The sequence below is a fragment of the Vibrio porteresiae DSM 19223 genome (genome assembly GCF_024347055.1).
GTDB lineage: Bacteria > Pseudomonadota > Gammaproteobacteria > Enterobacterales > Vibrionaceae > Vibrio > Vibrio porteresiae.
Window position 1 is genome coordinate 3,448,372 of sequence record NZ_AP024895.1, and the last position, 26,261, is coordinate 3,474,632.

12 protein-coding genes, 4 tRNA genes and 6 rRNA genes are annotated in these 26,261 nt (G+C 45.9%); 6 read left to right on the forward strand and 16 right to left on the reverse strand.

Annotated features, from left to right (window positions below; translation table 11 throughout):
* Positions 1 to 46: 46 nt before the first annotated feature.
* Complete coding sequence (locus tag OCV11_RS15795) at positions 47 to 1,921, forward strand: AsmA family protein (protein ID WP_261893994.1); 1,875 nt, start codon at positions 47 to 49, stop codon at positions 1,919 to 1,921.
* Between the two features lie 13 nt (positions 1,922 to 1,934).
* Here OCV11_RS15795 and OCV11_RS15800 read toward each other — a convergent pair whose 3' ends face one another.
* From OCV11_RS15800 to typA, 4 genes are all read right to left on the reverse strand, one after another.
* Positions 1,935 to 2,861 carry a bifunctional GNAT family N-acetyltransferase/hotdog fold thioesterase gene (locus OCV11_RS15800; protein ID WP_261893995.1) on the reverse strand — a complete coding sequence of 309 codons (927 nt, stop codon included), beginning with the start codon at positions 2,859 to 2,861 and terminating at the stop codon, positions 1,935 to 1,937.
* 66 nt (positions 2,862 to 2,927) lie between these two features.
* A complete protein-coding gene (dtd, locus tag OCV11_RS15805) occupies positions 2,928 to 3,362 on the reverse strand; it encodes a D-aminoacyl-tRNA deacylase (protein WP_261893996.1) in 435 nt (144 codons plus the stop codon).
* Entirely contained in the window at positions 3,334 to 4,245 is a 912-nt protein-coding gene (locus tag OCV11_RS15810) for a virulence factor BrkB family protein (protein ID WP_261893997.1), read from the reverse strand. Before OCV11_RS15810 ends, dtd begins: the two co-directional genes overlap by 29 nt.
* A 150-nt stretch (positions 4,246 to 4,395) precedes the next feature.
* Positions 4,396 to 6,225, reverse strand: a complete 1,830-nt coding sequence (gene typA / locus OCV11_RS15815; RefSeq protein WP_261893998.1) for a translational GTPase TypA — start codon at positions 6,223 to 6,225, stop codon at positions 4,396 to 4,398.
* 511 nt (positions 6,226 to 6,736) lie between these two features.
* On the opposite strand from typA, the gene glnA reads away from it, so the two are divergent.
* The 4 genes from glnA to OCV11_RS15835 all read left to right on the forward strand — a co-directional run bounded on the left by glnA (position 6,737) and on the right by OCV11_RS15835 (position 11,722).
* Positions 6,737 to 8,146, forward strand: a complete 1,410-nt coding sequence (gene glnA, locus OCV11_RS15820; RefSeq protein WP_261894000.1) for a glutamate--ammonia ligase — start codon at positions 6,737 to 6,739, stop codon at positions 8,144 to 8,146.
* A gap of 359 nt (positions 8,147 to 8,505) precedes the next feature.
* Positions 8,506 to 9,555 carry a nitrogen regulation protein NR(II) gene (gene glnL / locus OCV11_RS15825; RefSeq protein ID WP_261894002.1) on the forward strand — a complete coding sequence of 350 codons (1,050 nt, stop codon included), beginning with the start codon at positions 8,506 to 8,508 and terminating at the stop codon, positions 9,553 to 9,555.
* Positions 9,556 to 9,591: 36 nt separating this feature from the next.
* Entirely contained in the window at positions 9,592 to 10,995 is a 1,404-nt protein-coding gene (gene glnG / locus OCV11_RS15830; protein WP_261894003.1) for a nitrogen regulation protein NR(I), read from the forward strand.
* A 193-nt stretch (positions 10,996 to 11,188) separates the two neighbouring features.
* Entirely contained in the window at positions 11,189 to 11,722 is a 534-nt protein-coding gene (locus OCV11_RS15835; protein ID WP_261896323.1) for an IS630 family transposase, read from the forward strand.
* A 211-nt stretch (positions 11,723 to 11,933) separates the two neighbouring features.
* Here the strand turns inward: OCV11_RS15835 and OCV11_RS15840 are convergent.
* The 10 genes from OCV11_RS15840 to OCV11_RS15885 form a co-directional block, all read right to left on the reverse strand.
* Positions 11,934 to 12,010: transfer RNA gene (locus tag OCV11_RS15840), tRNA-Asp, on the reverse strand.
* Between the two features lie 47 nt (positions 12,011 to 12,057).
* A 5S ribosomal RNA gene (gene rrf, locus OCV11_RS15845) occupies positions 12,058 to 12,173 on the reverse strand.
* A gap of 86 nt (positions 12,174 to 12,259) precedes the next feature.
* Positions 12,260 to 15,146, reverse strand: a 23S ribosomal RNA gene (locus OCV11_RS15850).
* 314 nt (positions 15,147 to 15,460) lie between these two features.
* Positions 15,461 to 17,003 (reverse strand): 16S ribosomal RNA (locus OCV11_RS15855).
* A gap of 295 nt (positions 17,004 to 17,298) precedes the next feature.
* Positions 17,299 to 17,414: ribosomal RNA gene (gene rrf / locus OCV11_RS15860) — 5S ribosomal RNA — on the reverse strand.
* Positions 17,415 to 17,500: 86 nt separating this feature from the next.
* Positions 17,501 to 20,387 (reverse strand): 23S ribosomal RNA (locus OCV11_RS15865).
* A 350-nt stretch (positions 20,388 to 20,737) separates the two neighbouring features.
* Positions 20,738 to 20,813, reverse strand: a tRNA-Val gene (locus OCV11_RS15870).
* Positions 20,814 to 20,841: 28 nt separating this feature from the next.
* A tRNA-Lys gene (locus tag OCV11_RS15875) sits at positions 20,842 to 20,917 on the reverse strand.
* A gap of 3 nt (positions 20,918 to 20,920) precedes the next feature.
* Positions 20,921 to 20,996 (reverse strand) — tRNA-Glu (locus OCV11_RS15880).
* A gap of 68 nt (positions 20,997 to 21,064) precedes the next feature.
* Positions 21,065 to 22,607 (reverse strand): 16S ribosomal RNA (locus OCV11_RS15885).
* The 16S, 23S and 5S rRNA genes sit together here with 4 tRNA genes alongside, the layout of an rRNA operon.
* Positions 22,608 to 23,144: 537 nt before the next feature.
* Here OCV11_RS15885 and OCV11_RS15890 point away from each other — a divergent pair.
* A complete protein-coding gene (locus OCV11_RS15890) occupies positions 23,145 to 23,597 on the forward strand; it encodes an RNA recognition motif domain-containing protein (RefSeq protein WP_261894004.1) in 453 nt (150 codons plus the stop codon).
* On the opposite strand, the gene murI is transcribed toward OCV11_RS15890, so the two are convergent.
* Positions 23,563 to 24,381: a glutamate racemase gene (gene murI / locus OCV11_RS15895; RefSeq protein WP_261894006.1), complete on the reverse strand. Its 819-nt coding sequence runs from the start codon at positions 24,379 to 24,381 to the stop codon at positions 23,563 to 23,565. The genes OCV11_RS15890 and murI overlap by 35 nt on opposite strands.
* 113 nt (positions 24,382 to 24,494) lie before the next feature.
* Positions 24,495 to 26,261 (reverse strand): TonB-dependent receptor domain-containing protein, encoded by a 1,767-nt coding sequence (locus OCV11_RS15900; protein WP_261894007.1) that lies wholly within the window; start codon positions 26,259 to 26,261, stop codon positions 24,495 to 24,497.

Below are 26,261 nucleotides of genomic sequence, written 5' to 3' on the forward strand. Positions count from 1 at the left end.
TTTGCTCCACTCTGTTATCTCGTTTATTTAGGGCATCAATTGGATCATGAAAAAGCTGTTCTTCGTTTTTTTTTCATTTTTAATCATAGCGTTGGCAGTTTGCGCCACTCTATTTGGTTTGATGAATACTCGCCTCGCCACTCCAATTGCTAGCTGGCTTATCTCTCAATGGTCCCCTAACGAAATTGAATTTAGCCAAGTAGAGTATGACTTTCCGTATCATATAAAGCTGCAGCAACCTAAATGGCAAACAGGTTCAGAGATTCTGGGCTTTCACCAAGTCGATATTTGGTTAAACAGCCAAATATACCAAGATGGTAAATGGCTCATTGACAGCGTGCTCTTTGATGGTGGCGAACTCAATCAGCTTCCGGAATTGAATCAACTCACATCCCATATTCAGCTCCACCAGCTGGCACTACATAACATTACGATTAACCAAGATGATTACCAGATTGCCGGGCTGAGCCTGCAAGTAAAAAATCCTACATGGACACATGATGGACAAGAGCTTCCTTATGGTGAAATTCAACTTGCCGCACAGGAATGGCATTGGCAGGGAGAAGAAGCGACCAATTTGCTCATTGATGCCAATTACCAACCCCAGGATTCAACGATTTATGGTATGACACTGAACTGGCGTGGCGGCCAAATTTCCGGACAAGCCGAGCAATATCCGCAAGGTTGGTCACTCGTCAATGTCACGGTAAACCATCTAACATTGCCCGAGAGTATTACGCAGCAATTAGACTATAAATGGCAGTCTTTACCGTTTGTTATCCACCATATTAACAGTCTAGATTTGCTTAATAGCAACATTACTTGGCAAGGCATTCAGTTAATCAATGCTGACTTATCTCTGGAAAATACCGATTTAGATGGGCTGATCCCATCGCAAGGTACGCTCTCTCTGCACGCGGATACAGCACAATGGTTGGGGGTTCAGTGGGTTGACCCAAACACAACACTCGCCTTTGCTAACCATCATCTTATCATTCAAGATTTCACATCCAGTGTACTGCAAGGCAATATCCAATTGGCTGGTCAATGGACTGACGAAGGACTCCATTTAACCTCGTTAACTGCACAAGGGCTAAAATGGTTCGGTGACAAAGCAAGCGACCTAGAACAAATTCCAGTCATCCCAGATTGGGATAATTTGCAAATCGACTCGCTTTCTCTCGATAACATTCAACTGATCCAAACTGCCCAAAAACCTTTCTGGCAGCTTTCTGGTTTAAATATTGAAGGTCAGAACACACAACTACTTAAATCTGGGCATATTGGGCTCTGGAGTGGCTCTCTGAGGCTTTCAGCCAATAGTGCAAGCCTAGGAGACACAATTACCAGCCAAAGCTTGCTGGAGATGCACAGTGAACAAGGCGTTTGGCAGCTAAGTCGTGCATTTTTGCCTTTCCAACAGGGCTACCTGGATGCGACCGCGCAATGGGATTTTGGTCAGGGAAGTGGCCCATGGCAACTGAAAGCCCATGGAGACGGTGTTCCTGTCGATTTAATCAATCAGTACCTAAACATACCTTTTCAAGTCAGTGCACTGGCAGAAGCCGATATTGATTTATCCGGCTTGGGAGGTAATGCTTTGGTGCTCATGCACACATTAACTGGCAAAGCTGCTGTTAGTCTGCGCCAAGGTATTGCAACATTGAAGTACGATAACACCACAGTAATACAACCCTTCGGTGTGGATAATATCCAAATGCGGGCCGATCGAGGCAGAATCACCATTCCTGAAATCAGCTTAACGGGAGCAGGACTAAAAGCCTCGTTATTCGGCGACGTTGATCTGGTTGCACCAGATGCAGGACAGCTCCTACTCAAAACCGAGCAAGGCTGCCAAAACGTCAATTTTGATTTATTGCGCGATAAAACGCTGGTCAGTGAATGCCCAGCAACTAAATAAAAAAATGCCTCACTCAGTGAGGCATTTTTTCTAATGTTTCTTTGTAGTTAGGCATCAACATATAAGTGCCGATAAACTCTACAGAGTCTTCTCCATCACTCGATATTGTCACTTTCACTACGATTCGAGCTCTTCGTCCAGAAGCTAATCTATCTAAATCGCCACTAATACTGTCCATCGATGTAGAAGCGACAGGACTAGAAAAAATAGGCTTACGGTAACGAATATGGCTATCGACTAAAACAATGTCGCCTTTTAAACCACGCTCACGCATCAAAAGCCAAGCCATACCCCAACCTGTTAATGTCGCCATGGTGAATGCCGAGCCAGCAAACATTGTATTGTGTGGATTCAAATTGGGATTTAATGGTGCACTGCACTGGAATTGATACCCAGTGTATTCAAGGATTTTTATCCCCATCTTTTCACTGATTGGAATATTCTCTTCCCAGCGCTGTTGTAACTCTGCACACCACTCAGGCTTACGCATGACGTTCGCCATAGCATCAAGCGGTTTCACCATTTGTAGATGTCGAACTGGACCACGTTCATCAGTTAGCTCGCCGCGACGCTCAAATCCATTTTTTTCATAAAAGTTTATGGCATCTTCGCGGGCGTTACACACCAAGCGTTTAGCCCCTTCTTGACGAGCTAACGACTCTAACGCCACCAGCAACAAAGACCCCATTCCTTTACCTCGACGGCTAGCCTTTACCGCCATATAACGCAATTGACCTTCGCAATCCGGAGTGATGTAAAGACGACCGATAGCAATAGGTCGACCGCGACCATCCACAATCATGCGATGATGGCTCATCGAATCATATTCGTCTTTTTCCGAACCCAAAGGCATACGCCAAGGCTCTCTAAGCATCTGCCAACGAAAGTAAAAGTACTTGCTTAATTGGTTATCATTATTAGGGGTAATGAGTTTAAACATAGCAATCTCGATTAACTATCCTTTGAATGAATTCCTTGTTGAGAAGAAATTACCACAACTCTATTTCTATACCTGCAGCCAAAAGGTTACTGGACCATCGTTAATCAGTGAGACTTTCATATCTGCCGCAAACTGACCTCGCTGCGTAGGAAGTTCATCTTCGCAGAGATCGGCAAAATAATCATAAAGTCGACGAGCATCGTCAGGATGAGCGCCACGCGAGAATCCTGCTCGCGTCCCTTTTTTCGTGTCAGCTGGGAGAGTAAATTGAGAAACCACCAACACGCTGCCACCCACATCTTTGACGCTCAGGTTCATCTTACCCTGTTCGTCTTCAAAAACTCGATAAGTCGTAACACGTTCCATCAAACGCTTAGCTTTCGCTTCATCGTCTTCTTTTTCAACCCCAAGTAATACTAGAAGTCCTTTATCAATCGCACCGACAATATTTCCGTCAACACGTACTGCCGCTTCACTCACTCGTTGAATCAATGCTATCACTTATTTTTCCTTTCTCTATTACAGCCGTCATATCCTCATGAGCCATCAAGTCCTCTCCCCAAAATTCTTTTTCTCCTAGAGCCGCTGTGATTTCTGCACCAACTAAGACGATTAGCCAACACAAATAAACCCAGACGAAAAGAATCGGAATTGCCGCTAGAGCGCCATAAATCAATTGGTAAGACGGGAACTGGGTAATGTACACAGCAAACCCTTTCTTGCTTAATTCAAACAAGATAGCTGCTGAAATTGCCCCAACGATAGCATGATGAAACCGGACTTTCTTATTCGGTACAAGTAGATACAGTACCATGAATGCCAAGAAAGAAAGAATAATAGGAAGCCAGCGAAGAAAAAAGTTAAATGCACCGGTTAACGTCTCATTTTCTATAATCTTCAGCGACATGATGTAAGAGCTAAGCGCAATGCTTGCACCAATAAGGATCGGCCCTAGCGTTAAAAACATCCAATACATCGAAAAAGAGAACACCATGCGGCGTTTTTTTCTAACCCGCCAAATAAAATTTAAATTTTTATCAACGTTAGAAATCAGCATGATTGCAGCAACAAACAAAAATAAGCTGCCAACAATGGTCATCTTGCCTGTATTGCTGACAAACTGTTTTAAAGCGTGGCTAACCGCATCTCCAGCCGCAGGGACAAAGTGCGTAATGACAAAGTCTTGAATGACTTCACCCACATCAGAAAAAACAGTAAATGAAGAGAGGATTGAGAGCAAAACGGTGAGCATTGGTACAATCGAAATGAGCGTGATATACGCCAAATAGCCAGCACTCACATTAATGCGGTCATGTCCCATTCGCGCCATAAGGTATCGAAGATAGCGCAAAGAGTAAGTAAAGAAAGGATGTGCGGTTATCATAACAAGTGCAAATTGGTCAGTTTTCTATGTTGTTCATTCTAATCGAATATGCCAAATAATGCAGAGTCTGAGCAAAGTGAATGATATTTCCCTACCAATAATCAAAAAAAAACCTCCGACAATGCGGAGGTTTTCACTAGCGATACAGGATTATTGACCGCTACGGTATGCACGTTTACGATCGTTTTCAGTTAAGAAACGTTTACGTAGACGGATGCTTTCAGGAGTTACTTCTACCAATTCATCATCATCGATAAACTCAAGAGCTTGCTCTAGAGTGAATTTGATTGCTGGAGTAAGAACCTGTGCTTCATCAGTACCAGATGCGCGAACGTTAGTTAGCTGTTTACCTTTCAAACAGTTAACTGTTAGGTCGTTCGAACGGCTGTGGATACCCACTAGCTGACCTTCATACACTTCGTCACCGTGCTCAGTAAATAGACGACCACGATCTTGAAGGTTGAACAGTGCGTAAGTCAGAGCTTTACCAGTTGCGTTAGAGATCAATACACCATTTTGACGTTGACCAATGTTACCGCCTTTGTGTGCAGCATAGTGATCAAATGTATGGTATAGAAGACCTGAACCAGAAGTCAGTGTCATGAACTCTGTTTGGAAGCCGATCAAACCACGAGAAGGCATAACGAAGTCTAGACGTACACGACCTTTACCATCTGGAGACATGTTTTTCAGTTCACCTTTACGTAAACCAATTTTCTCCATCACACCGCCTTGGTGTTCTTCAAGAACGTCGATAGTTACCGTTTCAAACGGTTCCATTAATTGGCCATCAACCGTTTTCAGAATAACTTCAGGACGAGATACAGCAAGCTCGAAGCCTTCACGACGCATGTTTTCAATCAGGATAGAAAGGTGAAGTTCACCACGGCCTGATACGCGGAAACGGTCTGGGTCGTCAGTTTGTTGCACACGTAGTGCTACGTTATGAACCAATTCTTTTTCTAGACGTTCTAGGATGTTACGTGAAGTAACAAACTTACCTTCTTTACCAGCAAACGGAGAAGTGTTTACTTGGAAAGTCATGGTTACAGTTGGTTCGTCAACAGATAGTGGTGGCAATGCTTCAACATTGTTCACATCACAAATGGTGTCAGAGATTTTTAGCTCGCCAAGACCAGTGATTGCAACGATGTCACCAGCAGTTGCTAGTTCGTCTTCAAAACGTTGTAGACCTAGGTAACCTAGAACTGTACCAACTTTACCGTTACGTTTTTTGCCATCAGCAGAGATAACAGTTACTTGTTGGTTTGGGCGTACTGTACCGCGAGTTACACGGCCAACACCGATAACGCCAACGTATGAACTGTAGTCTAGCTGAGAAATTTGCATTTGTAGGCCACCGTTAGGGTCTACATCTGGTGCGTTAACTACGTCAACGATAGTTTGGAACAATGGTTCCATGTTTTCGCCAGTAACGCCTTCTTCAGTGCTTGCCCAACCGTTCAATGCAGATGCATAAACTACTTTGAAGTCTAGCTGTTCGTCAGTTGCACCTAGGTTATCAAATAGGTCAAATACTTGGTCCATAACCCAGTCAGGACGAGCACCAGGACGGTCAATTTTGTTGATAACAACAATAGGTTTCAAACCGTGAGCGAACGCTTTTTGCGTTACGAAACGAGTTTGTGGCATTGGACCGTCAACAGCGTCAACAATCAGCAGAACTGAGTCAACCATAGACATGATACGTTCAACTTCGCCGCCGAAGTCTGCGTGTCCAGGGGTGTCAACGATGTTAATACGGTAATCGTGCCAGTTAATCGCTGTGTTTTTAGCGAGAATAGTAATGCCACGCTCTTTTTCGATGTCATTCGAGTCCATGACACGCTCTTCAACTTCACCGCGAGACTCTAATGTGCCGGACTGTTGTAGTAGCTTGTCAACAAGGGTGGTTTTACCGTGGTCAACGTGGGCGATGATCGCGATGTTTCTTAGTTTTTCAATTTGTGGAGTAGCCATGGATTTTGCTTCACTTGATTTCACAAATGACCTATTGCGACACAATGGCGCAATCGAGGTCAGAGCTTGGTTAAAAAAACGGCCATAATGTACCAGATTTTAGCGAAAAACCCAGAAATATGTGATCTAATACGACCATTTTTCTTATTTAAGCCTCTATTCTCCTCTTCTTCAATTTGATTTAAAACAAAAACCGTATTCTTCGAGAAAATTCTCGATTGACACGGATAGAAGAAATAGGCTGAATATTAATCCAATTGGTTAAATTTGGTGCACACATTAAACCCTGAGCACTAATTTGGTGCAATTGGTGATCATTTTAGTGCAACTTGTAGCACCAAAACGAGTCAATGCAATAGCAAACCATTGAAATACAAGGACTTAACTTTCTGGCACGAATCTCGCTATTGTTTAAGCAACATCATTATGAAATGGGTACAGCAATTCTCTCATGCTGCTTTCATATAGATTCGTGCCCCAATCGCTATCTTAACACTGGAGGTTATCCAAGATGTCAGTAGAAAATGTTCTATCGCTGATCCAAGAAAACGAAGTAAAGTTTGTTGACTTACGCTTCACCGATACAAAAGGTAAAGAGCAACACGTATCAATCCCAGCTCACCAAGTCGACGCAGACTTCTTCGAAGACGGTAAGATGTTCGATGGTTCTTCAGTTGCTGGCTGGAAAGGTATTAACGAATCAGACATGGTTATGATGCCTGATGCATCTACAGCTGTGCTTGACCCATTCACAGAAGACGCAACTCTTAACATTCGTTGTGACATTCTAGAACCTGCAACTATGCAAGGTTATGACCGCGACCCTCGTTCTATCGCTAAACGCGCTGAAGAGTACATGCGTTCAACTGGTATCGCTGATACAGTTCTAGTTGGTCCAGAACCAGAATTCTTCCTATTCGATGACGTTCGTTTCTCTTCTGATATTTCAGGTTCTTTCTACAAAATTGATGATATCGAAGCTTCATGGAACACTGGCACTGAATACGAAGATGGCAACAAAGGCCACCGTCCAGGTGTTAAAGGCGGTTACTTCCCAGTAGCTCCTGTTGACTCATCACAAGACATTCGTTCTGCTATGTGTCTAATCATGGAAGAAATGGGTCTAGTTGTTGAAGCTCACCACCACGAAGTAGCAACTGCAGGTCAAAACGAAATCGCAACTCGTTTTAACACTATGACTGCAAAAGCTGATGAAATCCAAATCTACAAATACGTTGTTCACAACGTTGCTCACGCATTTGGCAAAACAGCGACTTTCATGCCTAAACCACTCGTTGGCGATAACGGTTCAGGTATGCACGTTCACCAATCTCTAGCTAAAGATGGCGTGAACCTATTTGCTGGTGACAAATACGGCGGTCTTTCTGAAACTGCGCTGTTCTACATCGGTGGTGTTATCAAACACGCTCGTGCAATCAACGCATTTGCAAACCCAGCAACTAACTCATACAAACGTCTAGTTCCTGGATTCGAAGCTCCAGTTATGCTTGCATACTCTGCACGTAACCGTTCTGCTTCTATCCGTATTCCAGTGGTTCCAAGCCCTAAAGCTCGTCGTATCGAAGTTCGCTTCCCAGACCCAGCAGCTAACCCATACTTGGCATTCGCAGCTCTTCTAATGGCTGGTCTTGACGGTATCAAGAACAAGATCCACCCAGGGGATGCAATGGATAAAGACTTGTATGATCTACCAGCTGAAGAAGCAGCAGAGATTCCAAAAGTTGCAGAAACTCTAGACGTTGCTCTGAAAGCACTAGATGAAGACCGTGAGTTCCTAACAGCTGGCGGCGTATTCTCTGATGACTTCATCAACTCTTACATCTCATTGAAATCTCATGATGTAACTCGTCTAGCAATGACAACTTCACCTGTAGAATTCGAACTATACTACTCAGTATAATTTGACTGTCATTTAGACATACAGAGACAAAAGGCCTGCGCAAGCAGGTCTTTTTTATTATCGTGGTGCAATAAAATAGGTAAAGCACCAAAAGTGAACAAATCCCATTCTCTAGTACTGATCATTCTCTTTACATAAAAGCGCAATAGACTAATTAACGGCAAGGTTATTGCATTATTAGTTATCGTTGTGGTGCATCTGCTCATTAAGCAGAGAGAAAAAGCCCATTTAGTGCGCAACGACTCACAAAACCGAGTCATTATGCGATTCGCTAGACATTTTTCAGAACCACGACAGATGCTACAATGCACAATATTAGTGCATTGCATCATTTGGGAACATAGGTAAAGGAAAACACCGTGGACGCTGAACTAAGTCAAACCATTATAAATAATATTGTGACAGCCACTTTGATGCTCGATGAGTCTCTATGTGTTCGCTATGCCAACCCATCTGCTGAACAACTTTTTTCACAGAGTGCAAAACGCATTATTAACCAACCTATATCAAAGCTCATCCAACATGCCTCGATGGATCTGGCACTGTTGTCACAACCGCTGCAAAGTGGCCAAAGTATTACTGATAGCGATGTTACCTTTGTCGTCGATGGCAAGCCATTGATGTTAGAGGTAACTGTTAGCCCCCTTTCGTGGAAAAAGGAGCTAATGTTATTAGTGGAAATGAGAAAAATCGGCCAACAACGCCGCCTGACTCAAGAGCTTAATCAACACGCTCAACAGCAAGCAGCCAAGTTATTGGTGCGTGGTCTAGCTCATGAGATTAAGAATCCTCTCGGAGGCCTACGTGGAGCCGCTCAATTGCTTGAGAGAATGCTTCCCGACCAAAGTCTGACTGAGTATACCCAAATCATTATCGAGCAAGCTGATAGGCTTAGAGCGCTGGTCGATCGCCTGTTGGGCCCTCAGAAACCAGGGAAAAAGAAATCAGGTAACCTGCATCAAATATTGGAGAAGGTTCGCCAATTAGTTGAGCTTGAAGCAAATGCTGATTTAGTTATCGAACGAGATTACGACCCAAGCTTACCTGACATCTTGATGGATACTGATCAAATTGAACAAGCATTACTCAATATTGTTAGCAATGCTGCGCAGATCCTAGCGCATCAATCTCATGGCATCATTACTCTGCGCACAAGAACTGTGCATCAAGCGAATATCCACGGTCAACGACATAAACTCGTCGCTAGGATTGAAATTACCGATAACGGCCCAGGAATTCCCACTGAGTTGCAAGACACACTGTTTTATCCAATGGTCAGCGGTAGAGATGGCGGTTCGGGATTAGGGCTGTCGATCTCACAAAATCTTATTGATCAGCACAATGGGAAAATTGATGTTGAAAGCTGGCCTGGAAGAACCACATTTACCATTTATCTGCCCATCCAGTGAACGCTCGATGATCAAATTGATATTAAGGAATAAATTATGAGTAAAGGATACGTATGGGTTGTTGATGACGATAGCTCGATTCGTTGGGTTATGGAAAAAACTCTCTCTTCTGCGAATATCAAATGTGAAACGTTCTCTGATGCTGAAAGTGTTCTAATGGCCTTAGAGCGCGAAACTCCTGACGTTTTAGTATCCGACATCCGTATGCCAGGGATTGACGGTTTAGAATTATTAAATCAAGTACATGCAAGATCCCCAGAGTTACCGATCATTATCATGACGGCACACTCCGATCTCGATGCCGCTGTAAATGCCTATCAACAGGGTGCGTTTGAGTATTTGCCTAAACCATTTGATGTCGACGAAACATTAACATTAGTCGAACGCGCTATTGCCCATGGTCAAGAACAGCGTAAAGAGCACTCTCACCATTTAGCTCATACCGATGATGCCCCGGAAATCATCGGTGAAGCACCAGCAATGCAAGAAGTGTTTCGTGCAATAGGTCGTCTTTCTCGCTCTTCAATTTCAGTACTCATCAATGGTGAATCAGGTACTGGTAAAGAGTTAGTCGCACATGCTCTGCATCGTCATAGTCCTCGAGCACAAAAGCCATTTATCGCTTTAAACATGGCTGCTATTCCTAAGGATTTGATTGAATCCGAGCTCTTTGGCCATGAAAAAGGAGCATTTACTGGAGCGAGTAATGTTCGCCAAGGTCGTTTTGAACAAGCTAACGGCGGTACTCTATTTCTCGATGAAATTGGTGACATGCCATTAGACATCCAAACGCGCTTGCTACGTGTATTAGCCGATGGGCAGTTTTACCGTGTGGGTGGTCATTCGGCGATAAAAGTAGATGTTCGTATCGTTGCTGCGACACACCAAAATTTGGAAAAACTAGTTCATCAAGGTAAATTCCGTGAAGACTTATTTCACCGTTTGAACGTCATTCGAATTCAGATTCCAGCATTACGTGAACGTCGTCAGGATATAGAGAAGTTGACCAAACACTTCCTTGCCATGGCCGCAGATGAGCTGGGTGTTGAAATGAAGACTCTTCATCCTAAAACGCTTGAGATCTTAACTCGCTTAGATTGGCCAGGTAACGTTCGCCAGTTGGAGAACATGTGCCGTTGGCTGACTGTGATGGCAACAGGTTCTGAAGTATTACCTAACGATCTACCTTCAGAGCTTCTGGCTGAGAAGAAAAACGTAGACTTTGATGGCGATAATTCTTGGCAAAAACAACTTGAAGCTTGGGCAAAAAATGCATTGGCTTCAGGCGAAACTGATATCCTGTCTTATGCTCTACCAGAGTTTGAACGCATTCTACTGGAAGCAGCCTTAAACCATACTAATGGGCATAAACAAGATGCCGCGAAAGTCTTGGGCTGGGGTCGCAACACATTAACCAGAAAGCTCAAAGAACTCTACTAACCAATATGCCGGCGAGATCAAGTGAGAACGTCGGCAATTTTCCTATCTCCAGCCTAACTCTATTTGTGATGTGCTCATTAACATGGGCTTTTCATGAATAACCCCCACTCAAAACACCCCAAACAATCTCAGCAAGCACAAGACGATTTTAAAAAATTCAAATTCCGAAACGATCCTTAAGATCCCAGGACATATACCTCTAGAGTGTGTCGATGCCTGGTTTCAGGACGAAGCAAGATCTGGACAACAAAACACGACAACCCTCTTATGGACTGAACGAGGAACACGCCCAAGGGCGGTGAAGCAACAGCAATTTGAGTATGTTTACCTGTTTGGCTCGGTCTGCCCTACTAAAGGCATAGGTGAAGCAATGCTCGTCCCTTGGGTCAATAAAGACATCATGATAGAGCATTTAGAACAAATATCGGCAATCACAGAAAAAGGACGTCACGCCATCGTGGTGATGGATGGGGCTGGGTGGCATACAGACGGTATTGCGGAGGAATTTAATAACATCAGCGTCACCAAACTACCACCCTATTCACCAGAGCTGAATCCAATAGAACAAGTATGGAGTTGGTTGAGACAACATTATTCAGCCAAACAATCGTTTATTGATTACGAAGATATTGTCACCAAAGTCTGCGATGCATGGAATAGTTTTTTAGATTGCTCCCAAAGAGTCACAAAGATGTGCGAGAGAAGATGGATAAACCTGACCAGTTAATTTTCCAGATTGGTATTAGTTTTCCAGATTGGTATCAGGAAACAAAGTCTGGAGTTGTGAATATTGGAAACACTCTATCAAAGAAACGCTAGCTAGAAGCAATTCAAAGCTACAAGCTACAACGATGAAAAGAAGAAGAGAAATCTGTGGATATTGCTAAAACCGAAAGCAAAAAAGCCTCAGTCTTTCGACTGAGGCTTTTTCTAATTAGTGGCGGAACGGACGGGACTCGAACCCGCGACCCTCGGCGTGACAGGCCGATATTCTAACCAACTGAACTACCGCTCCGCTGTATTCTTATTAACAAGATTGCTATCTCGCTAATGCAATTTAAAGCCTGGCGATGTCCTACTCTCACATGGGGAAACCCCACACTACCATCGGCGCTAATTCGTTTCACTTCTGAGTTCGGCATGGAATCAGGTGGGTCCAAATCGCTATGGTCGCCAAGCAAATTCTTTAATTTAGAAAGCTGTTTCAAGTCTCAACACAATTCAAGTGTCTTAATCGAGTCCTACAAAACCCTTTTGGTGTTGTATGGTTAAGTCTCACGGGCAATTAGTACAGGTTAGCTCAACGCCTCACAACGCTTACACACCCTGCCTATCAACGTTCTAGTCTCGAACAACCCTTTAGGACGCTTATAGCGCCAGGGAGAACTCATCTCAAGGCTCGCTTCCCGCTTAGATGCTTTCAGCGGTTATCGATTCCGAACTTAGCTACCGGGCAATGCGTCTGGCGACACAACCCGAACACCAGAGGTTCGTCCACTCCGGTCCTCTCGTACTAGGAGCAGCCCCTTTCAATTCTCCAACGCCCACGGCAGATAGGGACCGAACTGTCTCACGACGTTCTAAACCCAGCTCGCGTACCACTTTAAATGGCGAACAGCCATACCCTTGGGACCGACTTCAGCCCCAGGATGTGATGAGCCGACATCGAGGTGCCAAACACCGCCGTCGATATGAACTCTTGGGCGGTATCAGCCTGTTATCCCCGGAGTACCTTTTATCCGTTGAGCGATGGCCCTTCCATTCAGAACCACCGGATCACTATGACCTGCTTTCGCACCTGCTCGAACCGTCATTCTCGCAGTTAAGCGGGCTTATGCCATTGCACTAACCTCACGATGTCCAACCGTGATTAGCCCACCTTCGTGCTCCTCCGTTACTCTTTGGGAGGAGACCGCCCCAGTCAAACTACCCACCAGGCACTGTCCTTGTCCCAGATAATGGGACTAAGTTAGAACATCAAACATACAAGGGTGGTATTTCAAGGTCGACTCCACGAAAACTGGCGTCTTCGCTTCATAGCCTCCCACCTATCCTACACATGTAGGCTCAATGTTCAGTGCCAAGCTGTAGTAAAGGTTCACGGGGTCTTTCCGTCTAGCCGCGGGTACACTGCATCTTCACAGCGATTTCAATTTCACTGAGTCTCGGGTGGAGACAGCGTGGCCATCATTACGCCATTCGTGCAGGTCGGAACTTACCCGACAAGGAATTTCGCTACCTTAGGACCGTTATAGTTACGGCCGCCGTTTACCGGGGCTTCGATCAAGAGCTTCGCTTGCGCTAACCCCATCAATTAACCTTCCGGCACCGGGCAGGCGTCACACCGTATACGTCATCTTACGATTTTGCACAGTGCTGTGTTTTTAATAAACAGTTGCAGCCACCTGGTATCTGCGACTCTCAATAGCTCCATCCGCAAGGGACTTCACCGTCGAGAGCGTACCTTCTCCCGAAGTTACGGTACCATTTTGCCTAGTTCCTTCACCCGAGTTCTCTCAAGCGCCTTGGTATTCTCTACCCGACCACCTGTGTCGGTTTGGGGTACGATTCCTTACAATCTGAAGCTTAGAGGCTTTTCCTGGAAGCATGGCATCAATGACTTCACACCCTTGGGTGCTCGACATCGTGTCTCAGTCTTAGGTGTCCGGATTTGCCTAAACACCCAACCTACGCACTTGAACTTGGACGACCGTCGCCAAGCCCACCTAGCCTTCTCCGTCCCCCCATCGCAATTGTAAGAAGTACGGGAATATTAACCCGTTTCCCATCGACTACGCATTTCTGCCTCGCCTTAGGGGTCGACTTACCCTGCCCCGATTAACGTTGGACAGGAACCCTTGGTCTTCCGGCGTGGAGGTTTTTCACCCCCATTATCGTTACTCATGTCAGCATTCGCACTTCTGATACCTCCAGCAAGCTTTACAACTCACCTTCAACGGCTTACAGAACGCTCCCCTACCCAATACAATAAATTGCATTGCCGCAGCTTCGGTTTATAGCTTAGCCCCGTTACATCTTCCGCGCAGGCCGACTCGACTAGTGAGCTATTACGCTTTCTTTAAATGATGGCTGCTTCTAAGCCAACATCCTAGCTGTCTAAGCCTTCCCACATCGTTTCCCACTTAGCTATAATTTGGGACCTTAGCTGGCGGTCTGGGTTGTTTCCCTCTTCACGACGGACGTTAGCACCCGCCGTGTGTCTCCCGGATAGTACTTACTGGTATTCGGAGTTTGCAAAGGGTTGGTAAGTCGGGATGACCCCCTAGCCTTAACAGTGCTCTACCCCCAGTAGTATTCGTCCGAGGCGCTACCTAAATAGCTTTCGGGGAGAACCAGCTATCTCCGAGTTTGATTGGCCTTTCACCCCTAGCCACAAGTCATCCGCTAATTTTTCAACATTAGTCGGTTCGGTCCTCCAGTTGATGTTACTCAACCTTCAACCTGCCCATGGCTAGATCACTCGGTTTCGGGTCTATATCCAGAGACTGTGCGCCCAGTTAAGACTCGGTTTCCCTACGGCTCCCCTAAACGGTTAACCTTGCCACTGAATATAAGTCGCTGACCCATTATACAAAAGGTACGCAGTCACCCCACAAAGGAGGCTCCTACTGCTTGTACGTACACGGTTTCAGGTTCTATTTCACTCCCCTCACAGGGGTTCTTTTCGCCTTTCCCTCACGGTACTGGTTCACTATCGGTCAGTCAGGAGTATTTAGCCTTGGAGGATGGTCCCCCCATGTTCAGACAGGATAACACGTGTCCCGCCTTACTCGTTTTCACTTACTGTGCGTTATCAGCTACGGGGCTATCACCCTGTATCGCGGCCCTTTCCAGAGCCTTCGCCTGACGCATAATAAGCTTAAGGGCTAATCCAATTTCGCTCGCCGCTACTTTCGGAATCTCGGTTGATTTCTTTTCCTCGGGGTACTTAGATGTTTCAGTTCTCCCGGTTCGCTTCTTTAACCTATGTATTCAGTTAAAGATAACTGCTTATGCAGTTGGGTTTCCCCATTCGGAAATCGTAGACTCAAGTGGCTCTTACTGCCTCATCTACGCTTATCGCAAGTTAGTACGTCCTTCATCGCCTCTGACTGCCAAGGCATCCACCGTGTACGCTTAGTCACTTAACCATACAACCCAAAAAAGTTTCGAGTTGATGAACAAGTCACCAAGGTTTGTCTGCATTTTTATACATGTTGCAGACTCGATATTGCCGGACTCAATTTTGAATATTTACTTAAAAAGTAAATCCAAGAACACTTGAATGTGTTTTTGTTTGTCTTCTTAACGAAGACAATTGAGAACTTTACAAACAATCTTCTATTTCAATGAAATAAAACATTGTTTTGTCAGCTTTCCAAATTGTTAAAGAGCAATAATAGCTCGAAGCTTACGCTTCAAAACCATCAATCTGTGTGAACACTCATCGCAATAATCTTCGTATTAAGGAGGTGATCCAGCGCCAGGTTCCCCTAGCGCTACCTTGTTACGACTTCACCCCAGTCATGAACCACAAAGTGGCAAGCGTCCTCCCGAAGGTTAAACTACCTGCTTCTTTTGCAGCCCACTCCCATGGTGTGACGGGCGGTGTGTACAAGGCCCGGGAACGTATTCACCGTGGCATTCTGATCCACGATTACTAGCGATTCCGACTTCATGGAGTCGAGTTGCAGACTCCAATCCGGACTACGACATACTTTTTGGGATTCGCACACTTTCGCAAGTTAGCCGCCCTCTGTATATGCCATTGTAGCACGTGTGTAGCCCTACTCGTAAGGGCCATGATGACTTGACGTCGTCCCCACCTTCCTCCGGTTTATCACCGGCAGTCTCCCTGGAGTTCCCGACATTACTCGCTGGCAAACAAGGATAAGGGTTGCGCTCGTTGCGGGACTTAACCCAACATTTCACAACACGAGCTGACGACAGCCATGCAGCACCTGTCTCAGAGTTCCCGAAGGCACTAAAGCATCTCTGCTAAATTCTCTGGATGTCAAGAGTAGGTAAGGTTCTTCGCGTTGCATCGAATTAAACCACATGCTCCACCGCTTGTGCGGGCCCCCGTCAATTCATTTGAGTTTTAATCTTGCGACCGTACTCCCCAGGCGGTCTACTTAACGCGTTAGCTCCGAAAGCCACGGCTCAAGGCCACAACCTCCAAGTAGACATCGTTTACGGCGTGGACTACCAGGGTATCTAATCCTGTTTGCTCCCCACGCTTTCGCATCTGAGTGTCAGTGTCTGTCCAGGGGGCCGCCTTCGCCACCGGTATTCCTCCAGATCTCTACGCATTTCACCGCTACACCTGGAATTCTACCCCCCTCTACAGCACTCTAGCCTGCCAGTTTCAAATGCGATTCCGAGGTTAAGCCCCGGGCTTTCACATCTGACTTAACAGACCACCTGCATGCGCTTTACGCCCAGTAATTCCGATTAACGCTCGCACCCTCCGTATTACCGCGGCTGCTGGCACGGAGTTAGCCGGTGCTTCTTCTGCAGCTAACGTCAAATGATGAGAGTATTAATCTCACCATCTTCCTCACTGCTGAAAGTACTTTACAACCCGAAGGCCTTCTTCATACACGCGGCATGGCTGCATCAGGCTTGCGCCCATTGTGCAATATTCCCCACTGCTGCCTCCCGTAGGAGTCTGGACCGTGTCTCAGTTCCAGTGTGGCTGATCATCCTCTCAGACCAGCTAGGGATCGTCGCCTTGGTGAGCCCTTACCTCACCAACTAGCTAATCCCATCTGGGCGTATCCGATAGCGAAAGGTCCGAAGATCCCCTTCTTTGCTCTTGCGAGGTTATGCGGTATTAGCCATCGTTTCCAATGGTTATCCCCCTCTATCGGGCAACTTCCCAGACATTACTCACCCGTCCGCCGCTCGCCACCCAAGGAACAAGTTCCTCTGTGCTGCCGCTCGACTTGCATGTGTTAGGCCTGCCGCCAGCGTTCAATCTGAGCCATGATCAAACTCTTCAATTAAAAGTTTTTTCGGCTCAATGAATACTGAATAAATTGACTGTGCTAAGTCCGAAGACTTAATTGGTCACTCAGTTCATTGAAACCATTGTGCTTCCTAAGAAGCTATGATTATCATCAACGAGTGCCCACACAGATTGATAGGTTTAAATTGTTAAAGAGCTTTGCTTTCAGTGCCTTAGCACTTAGGCAGGACGCGTATCTTACGCTACCCACTTTGAAAGTCAACATAAAATTCTAATTAACTTAAAACTTTATGGTGACTTGCTTGATGTTTCATCAAGCAAGCGAGATTAAAGCCTGGCGATGTCCTACTCTCACATGGGGAAACCCCACACTACCATCGGCGCTAATTCGTTTCACTTCTGAGTTCGGCATGGAATCAGGTGGGTCCAAATCGCTATGGTCGCCAAGCAAATTCTTTAATTTAGAAAGCTGTTTCAAGTCTCAACACAATTCAAGTGTCTTAATCGAGTCCTACAAAACCCTTTTGGTGTTGTATGGTTAAGTCTCACGGGCAATTAGTACAGGTTAGCTCAACGCCTCACAACGCTTACACACCCTGCCTATCAACGTTCTAGTCTCGAACAACCCTTTAGGACGCTTATAGCGCCAGGGAGAACTCATCTCAAGGCTCGCTTCCCGCTTAGATGCTTTCAGCGGTTATCGATTCCGAACTTAGCTACCGGGCAATGCGTCTGGCGACACAACCCGAACACCAGAGGTTCGTCCACTCCGGTCCTCTCGTACTAGGAGCAGCCCCTTTCAATTCTCCAACGCCCACGGCAGATAGGGACCGAACTGTCTCACGACGTTCTAAACCCAGCTCGCGTACCACTTTAAATGGCGAACAGCCATACCCTTGGGACCGACTTCAGCCCCAGGATGTGATGAGCCGACATCGAGGTGCCAAACACCGCCGTCGATATGAACTCTTGGGCGGTATCAGCCTGTTATCCCCGGAGTACCTTTTATCCGTTGAGCGATGGCCCTTCCATTCAGAACCACCGGATCACTATGACCTGCTTTCGCACCTGCTCGAACCGTCATTCTCGCAGTTAAGCGGGCTTATGCCATTGCACTAACCTCACGATGTCCAACCGTGATTAGCCCACCTTCGTGCTCCTCCGTTACTCTTTGGGAGGAGACCGCCCCAGTCAAACTACCCACCAGGCACTGTCCTTGTCCCAGATAATGGGACTAAGTTAGAACATCAAACATACAAGGGTGGTATTTCAAGGTCGACTCCACGAAAACTGGCGTCTTCGCTTCATAGCCTCCCACCTATCCTACACATGTAGGCTCAATGTTCAGTGCCAAGCTGTAGTAAAGGTTCACGGGGTCTTTCCGTCTAGCCGCGGGTACACTGCATCTTCACAGCGATTTCAATTTCACTGAGTCTCGGGTGGAGACAGCGTGGCCATCATTACGCCATTCGTGCAGGTCGGAACTTACCCGACAAGGAATTTCGCTACCTTAGGACCGTTATAGTTACGGCCGCCGTTTACCGGGGCTTCGATCAAGAGCTTCGCTTGCGCTAACCCCATCAATTAACCTTCCGGCACCGGGCAGGCGTCACACCGTATACGTCATCTTACGATTTTGCACAGTGCTGTGTTTTTAATAAACAGTTGCAGCCACCTGGTATCTGCGACTCTCAATAGCTCCATCCGCAAGGGACTTCACCGTCGAGAGCGTACCTTCTCCCGAAGTTACGGTACCATTTTGCCTAGTTCCTTCACCCGAGTTCTCTCAAGCGCCTTGGTATTCTCTACCCGACCACCTGTGTCGGTTTGGGGTACGATTCCTTACAATCTGAAGCTTAGAGGCTTTTCCTGGAAGCATGGCATCAATGACTTCACACCCTTGGGTGCTCGACATCGTGTCTCAGTCTTAGGTGTCCGGATTTGCCTAAACACCCAACCTACGCACTTGAACTTGGACGACCGTCGCCAAGCCCACCTAGCCTTCTCCGTCCCCCCATCGCAATTGTAAGAAGTACGGGAATATTAACCCGTTTCCCATCGACTACGCATTTCTGCCTCGCCTTAGGGGTCGACTTACCCTGCCCCGATTAACGTTGGACAGGAACCCTTGGTCTTCCGGCGTGGAGGTTTTTCACCCCCATTATCGTTACTCATGTCAGCATTCGCACTTCTGATACCTCCAGCAAGCTTTACAACTCACCTTCAACGGCTTACAGAACGCTCCCCTACCCAATACAATAAATTGCATTGCCGCAGCTTCGGTTTATAGCTTAGCCCCGTTACATCTTCCGCGCAGGCCGACTCGACTAGTGAGCTATTACGCTTTCTTTAAATGATGGCTGCTTCTAAGCCAACATCCTAGCTGTCTAAGCCTTCCCACATCGTTTCCCACTTAGCTATAATTTGGGACCTTAGCTGGCGGTCTGGGTTGTTTCCCTCTTCACGACGGACGTTAGCACCCGCCGTGTGTCTCCCGGATAGTACTTACTGGTATTCGGAGTTTGCAAAGGGTTGGTAAGTCGGGATGACCCCCTAGCCTTAACAGTGCTCTACCCCCAGTAGTATTCGTCCGAGGCGCTACCTAAATAGCTTTCGGGGAGAACCAGCTATCTCCGAGTTTGATTGGCCTTTCACCCCTAGCCACAAGTCATCCGCTAATTTTTCAACATTAGTCGGTTCGGTCCTCCAGTTGATGTTACTCAACCTTCAACCTGCCCATGGCTAGATCACTCGGTTTCGGGTCTATATCCAGAGACTGTGCGCCCAGTTAAGACTCGGTTTCCCTACGGCTCCCCTAAACGGTTAACCTTGCCACTGAATATAAGTCGCTGACCCATTATACAAAAGGTACGCAGTCACCCCACAAAGGAGGCTCCTACTGCTTGTACGTACACGGTTTCAGGTTCTATTTCACTCCCCTCACAGGGGTTCTTTTCGCCTTTCCCTCACGGTACTGGTTCACTATCGGTCAGTCAGGAGTATTTAGCCTTGGAGGATGGTCCCCCCATGTTCAGACAGGATAACACGTGTCCCGCCTTACTCGTTTTCACTTACTGTGCGTTATCAGCTACGGGGCTATCACCCTGTATCGCGGCCCTTTCCAGAGCCTTCGCCTGACGCATAATAAGCTTAAGGGCTAATCCAATTTCGCTCGCCGCTACTTTCGGAATCTCGGTTGATTTCTTTTCCTCGGGGTACTTAGATGTTTCAGTTCTCCCGGTTCGCTTCTTTAACCTATGTATTCAGTTAAAGATAACTGCTTATGCAGTTGGGTTTCCCCATTCGGAAATCGTAGACTCAAGTGGCTCTTACTGCCTCATCTACGCTTATCGCAAGTTAGTACGTCCTTCATCGCCTCTGACTGCCAAGGCATCCACCGTGTACGCTTAGTCACTTAACCATACAACCCAAAAAAGTTTCGAGTTGATGAACAAGTCACCAAGGTTTGTCTGCATTTTTATACATGTTGCAGACTCGATATTGCCGGACTCAATTTTGAATATTCACTGTAAAAGTGAATCCAAGAACACTTGAATGTGTTTTTGTTTGTCTTCTTTAAGAAGACAATTGAGAACTTTACAAACAATCTTCTATTTCAATGAAATAAAACATTGTTTTGTCAGCTTTCCAAATTGTTAAAGAGCAAAGTACATTTTCAGCACTTTCTAAAGATTTTCGGCGGTCAAAAATCCGAACCAGGCTCTTTTTACCGAACTGGTTTGGAATTGATTTCCAAAAATATTTAGAGAGTGGTGGGCGATACCGGGTTCGAACCAGTGACCCCCTGCTTGTAAGGCAGGTGCTCTCCCAACTGAGCTAATCGCCCACATTATTTGATTTCCTGTGGAAGGAAATGGTGGGTCGTACAGGATTTGAACCTGTGACCAATTGATTAAAAGTCAACTGCTCTACCAACTGAGCTAACGACCCACGTGGTATCCCGTAGGGGAGTCGAACCCCTGTTACCGCCGTGAAAGGGCGGTGTCCTAGGCCTCTAGACGAACGGGACACTAAGATACTCTTTGCTTTCTAAACCGTATCAATCTGTGTGAACACTCATCGCAATAATCTTCGTATTAAGGAGGTGATCCAGCGCCAGGTTCCCCTAGCGCTACCTTGTTACGACTTCACCCCAGTCATGAACCACAAAGTGGCAAGCGTCCTCCCGAAGGTTAAACTACCTGCTTCTTTTGCAGCCCACTCCCATGGTGTGACGGGCGGTGTGTACAAGGCCCGGGAACGTATTCACCGTGGCATTCTGATCCACGATTACTAGCGATTCCGACTTCATGGAGTCGAGTTGCAGACTCCAATCCGGACTACGACATACTTTTTGGGATTCGCACACTTTCGCAAGTTAGCCGCCCTCTGTATATGCCATTGTAGCACGTGTGTAGCCCTACTCGTAAGGGCCATGATGACTTGACGTCGTCCCCACCTTCCTCCGGTTTATCACCGGCAGTCTCCCTGGAGTTCCCGACATTACTCGCTGGCAAACAAGGATAAGGGTTGCGCTCGTTGCGGGACTTAACCCAACATTTCACAACACGAGCTGACGACAGCCATGCAGCACCTGTCTCAGAGTTCCCGAAGGCACCAAAGCATCTCTGCTAAGTTCTCTGGATGTCAAGAGTAGGTAAGGTTCTTCGCGTTGCATCGAATTAAACCACATGCTCCACCGCTTGTGCGGGCCCCCGTCAATTCATTTGAGTTTTAATCTTGCGACCGTACTCCCCAGGCGGTCTACTTAACGCGTTAGCTCCGAAAGCCACGGCTCAAGGCCACAACCTCCAAGTAGACATCGTTTACGGCGTGGACTACCAGGGTATCTAATCCTGTTTGCTCCCCACGCTTTCGCATCTGAGTGTCAGTGTCTGTCCAGGGGGCCGCCTTCGCCACCGGTATTCCTCCAGATCTCTACGCATTTCACCGCTACACCTGGAATTCTACCCCCCTCTACAGCACTCTAGCCTGCCAGTTTCAAATGCGATTCCGAGGTTAAGCCCCGGGCTTTCACATCTGACTTAACAGACCACCTGCATGCGCTTTACGCCCAGTAATTCCGATTAACGCTCGCACCCTCCGTATTACCGCGGCTGCTGGCACGGAGTTAGCCGGTGCTTCTTCTGCAGCTAACGTCAAATGATGAGAGTATTAATCTCACCATCTTCCTCACTGCTGAAAGTACTTTACAACCCGAAGGCCTTCTTCATACACGCGGCATGGCTGCATCAGGCTTGCGCCCATTGTGCAATATTCCCCACTGCTGCCTCCCGTAGGAGTCTGGACCGTGTCTCAGTTCCAGTGTGGCTGATCATCCTCTCAGACCAGCTAGGGATCGTCGCCTTGGTGAGCCCTTACCTCACCAACTAGCTAATCCCATCTGGGCGTATCCGATAGCGAAAGGTCCGAAGATCCCCTTCTTTGCTCTTGCGAGGTTATGCGGTATTAGCCATCGTTTCCAATGGTTATCCCCCTCTATCGGGCAACTTCCCAGACATTACTCACCCGTCCGCCGCTCGCCACCCAAGGAACAAGTTCCTTTGTGCTGCCGCTCGACTTGCATGTGTTAGGCCTGCCGCCAGCGTTCAATCTGAGCCATGATCAAACTCTTCAATTAAAAGTTTTTTCGGCTCAATGAATACTGAATAAATTGACTGTGCTAAGACCGAAGTCTTAATTGGTCACTCAGTTCATTGAAACCATGTTGCTTCCTAAGAAGCTATGATTATCATCAACGAGTGCCCACACAGATTGATAGGTTTAAATTGTTAAAGAGCTTCTAGCTTTTCAGACTCACATTCGTCGTAGCTAGGGGTGCGTATGATACGCTTTAATTTTTATGAGTCAAGAACTTTTTTCAAACTTCTTTTCTCATCACCTTTCTTACTTTCGTAAGTCACGTCGTTAATTGCTTACTCCGTGTCGGTGAGGCGGCATTATAGGGAGCTAAAGATTTATGACAAGTGTTTTTTTTAAAATAAATTTCGTTCGCCTAAAAAGGCATCAAATCACGTTTTATCGAATAAAATATCAACATTTGAGGGGGGTCACAGCAATTGGTTGGAAAAAAACCAAGCATATACGTAAGATTCATGTGTCTATTTTGTTAATGATGTACACGCCTCTTACATTTATCAGATAAGTAGCATTCGATATGAACTCTAAAAAATCTCTTTTAGTAACTGTTGTATTTGCTTTGTTAGGTGCGGTTCTGTTTAGTCAGATGGAAACGCATGCTGCAGTGAGCTTCTTGATTGGTGTTATCGTTACCTTTTTTATTTGCAATTTTTTATCCAGCAGCAACGATGATGTTCAAGCAAACACAACTCTCGGCACAACGACTCTTTATGTGGGGAACTTACCTTATAAAGCGAACGAATCAAACGTACGTGATCTGTTCGCTGAGCATGGCGAAGTTTTCGCCGTACGGTTAATGAAGGACAAGCGCACTGGCAAACGCCGAGGGTTTGGCTTCGTTGTGATGTCATCTTTAACTGCAGAACAAGCAATTGAAGAATTAAATGAAGCGGATTATATGCAGCGGACTTTAAAAGTACGTGTAGCTAATGATCCTAAACATCCAAATGAAGAGGATATGTCTGAATAGGTGAGAAACCTAATAAAGACAATCTTTCATTAAGCGCACCTTCCTTCCAAGGTGGTGCGCTACTCAGTATTTTGTTTAGTGGTTGGTAAAGGCTGCTTGTATGGGGAATGCCTTCATTCTGAAACAGTAGTGATTCGACTCTTCTTGCGATAGCCTCTCCAGAGTCCACCAGCGTAACATTGCTTCCCAATACAGTTTGTATTTCATCTTTAATCAAAGGGAAGTGTGTACAGCCAAGTACAGCCACATCAATTAAACCAATCAAGGGTTGCAATATTTCACTCAGTTCTTGTAGGTCTATTGCCTGCCCACGCAGTTTTTCTTCAGCCATATCGACTAGGCGAGTTGAACCTAACAATTCCACTTTTTTATCTTGAGAAAAGTGTTGGATTAAATCATGAGTATATTGTCTAGTGACTGTCGCTGGGGTAGCGATCAAACCCACTGCAACATTAGCAAGTAACGATGCTGGTTTTATTGCTGGTACAACACCAACGACAGGAATAGTCAATTGCGCTCGCAATCTAGGTAGCACGATGGTACTTGCGGTATTACATGCAATCACAACCAAATCGATCTGTTCTTTTTTCACCAAATCCGTAACGAACAACTCCACCCTATCGATTAATACATCTTGGGATAACTCCCCATAGGGATAAGCTTCATTGTCAAAGAAATAGATAACATCCAGTTGGGGTAAGCGTTTTTGGATCTGCTGGTAAACAGATAGCCCACCTACTCCAGAGTCAAAAATAAGAATCTTGTGTCGATTGGTATTAGTCACAGGTTATTGGCTCAATCATTAAATCCGCGTTGATCATACTCTCTCTTTCCCTCATCGCAATGGTCAAGCAGAGATAAAAAAACCGCCAAAAGGCGGTTTTCTCATTAAGCATTTTAGAACTGGTAGCTAACCGTTGCGTAATACTTACGATCGGGAGTTTCATACCCTTTAGCTGTTTGGTATTCCTTATCAAACAAATTACCAATTTTGCCAGAAAGGGTTACGCCATTAATAAAATGGTATGCAGTAGAAATGTCGACAAGTGAATAAGCACCCAATTTATCGTCATTGCTTGAATCATCATAGCGTTTACCTTGGAATAGGTAATCCACGTTGAATGACCATTGCTCCAACTGGTAAATTACGTTCCACTTAGCACCGTGTTTCGCACGACGAGCTAATTCTTTACCCGTGTCTTTATCTTCCGCATCGGTAAAATCGTAAGAAACCTTATGCTCTAGTGGTCCAGTAGCAAAAGAGCTCCCTACTTCAACGCCATTGATGGTGACTTCACCATAGTTCTGTAATGGAGATGAGCCAATCATGTCAGTCAGCTCATTACGATAAACATTCAGACTGACATCGGCGATATCGTAGTTTGCCGTCATACCAACTTCATAGTTAGTTGATTTCTCGGGTTTGATATCTGGATTGCCGTAATTTGGATAATAGAGCTGGTTAAAGGTTGGGGCTTTAAATGCAGTACCAACGTTAGCCGTGACACGATAAATACTATTAACCTTATACCCTGCCCCCAACTGCCACGTCGTATTTTGACCGTAACGTTGGTTATCATCGCTGCGAACCGCTGCTTCGACATCGTACTTTTCTAGCTGATAAAGTGAATTTAAGTACACACCTAGGTTAGAGCGAGAACCTTCATCATAAGCAACAGACGATTGAGAAACGTCATCTTTATACCAGTTAATACCGCCACCGAGGGATAGAGCCTCCGTTAGAGCATATTGGTTATCAAAGGAAAATTCATGACGATTAGTCTGATAGCGCCCCTTTGACGATGATGAGAAACTATCGGACTTGTCTTGGTTAGTGCTTGCTGTTAAGCGAGATTGCCAATCTGAATCACGATAATTTAGGCGAGTAACAATGTTATATAAGGTTTCGTCACCACGGTTATAATAACCATCGTATTCCACGTTACCTTTTTCCGTCATTACCAATAAACCAGCATCCCAGTTATCATTCACTTGATAATGCACATTGGTCGTCGCACTTTTAGCACGATAGCCATCTCTATCTGGTTCAGAAGTTTTTACTGAATATCCATCAGTATCAACCCCTGACAACCCAAGAGACATATGAAGCTTCTTACTCACATTACCTGATGTGAGTAATTGACCAGAGTAGTAGTTATCACTACCAGCAGTTGCTGTCACTTTATGCTCTGAACCAGTAGTTGCGGTGATAATGTTAATCACACCACCAATGGCATCAGAACCATACAATGCTGCTCGACTACCACGTAAAAACTCTATCCGTTCCACACCAACTAACGGGATAGCAGAAATAGCTGCCGTGCCAGATGTCGCACTACCAAAACGTACTCCATCAATTAGAACGAGAACATGATTCGAATTGGTACCACGCACAAATAAACTCTGGCTTTGTCCATAACCGCCATTAGTGGCAACTTGCACGCCAGGTAGGGTTCTTAGGACTTCCAGTAGATTATTAGCTTGGATACGTTCGATGTCTTGTCGAGTAACCACTTCGACAGGAACCGTTGTTGATTTTACTGTTTGAGCAAATCGGTTCGCAGTGACGACCACTGTTTCATCCGATTGAGTTTGTTGAGCAAGAGAGACAGGTGCATACGACACAGATGACACCACTGCCATTGCGAGAAGAGACTTTTTCAT